The following is a 3185-nucleotide window of genomic DNA, read 5'->3' on the forward strand; positions in this document are numbered from 1 at the left end:
CTATGATAGCCAGCCACTTTAACTATATTTATTGATTTTACCAGAACATTACATCCTTACCTGCAAGCTTCATTAAAGCCTCAAGATAGTAGTAATCTGCATAGACGAAGTTAACCTCTCTATCATTTAATCCATTAAATGAACCTGTACAACGTTGGATTATTCCATCGTGTTCTAAAGAAAAATCAGCTCTTTGATTTGTTAGTACTTCAATAAGCTTTTCAGCTGTTTCTTTATATCCTTTTCCTGGAACATATCGGTCAAGTTCGATAAGGCCACATGCAATTACTGCTGATGCAGTTGAGTCTTCAAATGAAAGGTTTTTATCTTGGTCAAAATCAACAGGGATGAGATATGACGCTGGAATTACAGAAATTACATGATCAGCAATTTTTACTGCTGTATCTAAAAATTCTTTTCTGCCTGTGTGGGTATAACTGTTAGTAAAGCCGTAAATACCCCAGCTTTGACCACGTGTCCAAGATGAACCATGTTTCATCCCCTGTCCACCATAGTCACAAACAAATCCACCTTTATCTGCATCAAACTCAACAATGTGTCTTACGGATCCATCTTCTCTGATAAAAGCGTTCATAACTGTTGTTGCATGACGCTCTGCGATAAGGGCAAAGCGAGGATCATTTGTAACCTTTGTTGCCCAGTAAAGAATTGAAATATTAAGCATGCTGTCGATGATAACCCAACCTTTGTTTGACTTTTCACCTTCGATAATATCATTCCATGCTCTAATAAATTCTCCCTGTGGATTATATCTTCCAGCTAAAAGCTGGGCTGCAAGGATGCCTCTACGTTTCGCTTCTTCATCTCCTGTCATTATATAGTCCGCTACTGCTGTAGGAAGCCACATAAAACCTACATCATGGTGCAGTCCTGTATAATATTCAGAGAGAAAACATGTATCAATTAGCTTTCTTGAACCCCTAGCTTCATCAAGATATTCTTTCTTACTACTTAGTGCATATAACTGGTTATATATTCCTCCCCAAAAACCGTTAGTCCACCAAGCGGGACCATTGTCAATAGTCCAGTTAATTGATAGGTCTGCTCTATTATCATATACTCCATTTTTTGATACAGCAGGGAGTGTTCCTTTATGCTTTTTTAAGGCATCTGCAAATTTATTCTCAACTTTTGAGAGTATATTTAGTACTTCCTTTTTATCCATATTTTCCTCCAGTATTAATTTTCAGTTACAAAGAACGAGTGAGCAATTGTTTGTTTTTTAGCTTTGTATCGGGTTTTTTAACATATTGTTGCGTTTGAAATTTCCTAATGTTTAAATAGAAAAACTAGGGAGGAAATATGGCTAAAGCAACAAATCCAATTTTAAGAGGTTTTAACCCTGATCCATCGATAATTAGGGTAGGTGATGATTACTATATTGCTACTTCAACTTTTGAATGGTGGCCAGGAGTAAAGATTTCTCACTCACGAGACCTGGTGAATTGGACTGATTATGGATACATATTAACAGATTCAAAAAAACTTGATTTAAGAGGCGTTGGGATTACCCAAGGAATATGGGCTCCATGTCTTACATATAATAATGGAATTTTCTACCTTTGCTATACAGTCATAAAAGCATATTACGTAAATATGTATGATACAGAGAACTTTATAGTAACCTCAGCTTCAATTGATGGACCTTGGTCTGATCCTGTGAAAATTGATGGGTTCGGTTTTGATCCATCTTTATTCCATGATGATGACGGAAGAAAATATTTAGTTTCTATGGTTACTGACCATAGGGTTCCAAAGAAATATCAAGGAAGACTACTTATTGAAGAGCTTGATAGTAAAACATTTCAGAGAATTGGGGATGCAAAGGAAATATATTCTTCCTCTGAAATATTTCTTGAAGGACCTCATATTTTAAAAAAAGATGGATGGTATTACCTCTTTGCAGCTGATACAGGAACAGGTGAAGGACATGGAGAAAGTGTATTAAGAAGTCGTAATGTATTTGGACCATATGAGATGCACCATCCTTCTTATATCAAACGTAGTCCAGGAGAGGCGTGGTCAATTCTTACCTCAATACAAAATCCTAATTACCCACTACAAAAGTCAGGTCATGGTTGTGTTGTAACTACCCCAGAAGGTGAATGGTATATGGTACATATCACTGCACGTCCTTCTGATAGATATAATCCGGAAGGCGAAGCTAGAGTTCTTAATCATCCACGTTTTCCTGGTGCAAGACGATATCCTCTTGGTCGTGAAACTTCAATTGTACATCTTATTTGGGATGATGATGGTTGGCCAAGGGTAGATGGGGGAGTTCTTCCTCCTATTGAGGTTCCAATAAATGTAGAGAAGAAGGAACAAGATGTTTATGTCGCTGATTTTTCTTCTCTTGATGCTTCTTGGCAGAGTCTTAGAGTTCCAATGACTGAGCATTATATGAAGTATATTTCTGATAAAAAAGTTCTTAGAATGTATGGCCGATCTGGAATTTCAAATTATTTTTCACAAACATTAATTGCTAGAAGAATTGAGGAGATGGACTTTAGTGCTGAGTTAACACTTTCTTTTGAACCAGAGTGTTTTAAGCAGATGTCTGGCCTAGCTGTTATGTATGATACCGATAACTATTTTTATCTTCATATTACTCATGATGAAGATATAGGGAAGTGTATTACTCTCTTAAAAGCGGAAAATAAAAAATATGAGTATCTTACTCCATATATTAAGATAGATTCTAATGAACCTATCACTTTGAAGGTGTGTTCTAATAACTTTTATTTTACCTTTTCATATAAGTTGGGAAATAGTGAATACGTTGAATTAGTGTCTAACCTAGATGGAAGTTTTTTAAGTGATGAGGCGTGTTTTGAAGGGTGGTTTACAGGTAGTATGATTGCAATCTGTACGCAGGATTTAACTGGTAGAGGTCTATATTCTGATATTTTTGCATTTAAATATGAGAATCTTAAAAATGCCTACATCCATCAAAAAAAGGCGCTATTGTGAAGTTAAAAAACCGATGTGAGAATTGAAGCATAGATAAAAAAGGAGAAAAAACATGAAAAAATTACTAACAATTGCGCTTGTTGCGCTCCTTAGTTTTTCTCTCTTCGCTCAGGGCGGTAGTGAGAGTGGAAGTGCTGTTAAGGCACAGGATAAAGGTACTGAAATCACATTAGTATTTGCAGATGGTGATG

At 36.2% G+C, this 3185-nt stretch carries 2 protein-coding genes; one reads left to right on the plus strand and one right to left on the minus strand.

Going from position 1 to position 3185, the window contains the following annotated elements:
• Positions 1-37 precede the first annotated feature (37 nt).
• A complete protein-coding gene (locus tag SOY52_RS06905) occupies positions 38-1186 on the minus strand; it encodes a glycoside hydrolase family 88 protein (RefSeq protein ID WP_320848228.1) in 1149 nt (382 codons plus the stop codon).
• Positions 1187-1323: 137 nt separating this feature from the next.
• Here SOY52_RS06905 and SOY52_RS06910 point away from each other — a divergent pair, with 137 nt between their 5' ends.
• Positions 1324-2994 (plus strand): family 43 glycosylhydrolase, encoded by a 1671-nt coding sequence (locus SOY52_RS06910; protein WP_320848229.1) that lies wholly within the window; start codon positions 1324-1326, stop codon positions 2992-2994.
• Positions 2995-3185: the final 191 nt, after the last annotated feature.

It is taken from the genome of Bullifex sp., from assembly GCF_034103065.1.
Taxonomy (GTDB): Bacteria; Spirochaetota; Spirochaetia; order Sphaerochaetales; family Sphaerochaetaceae; genus Bullifex.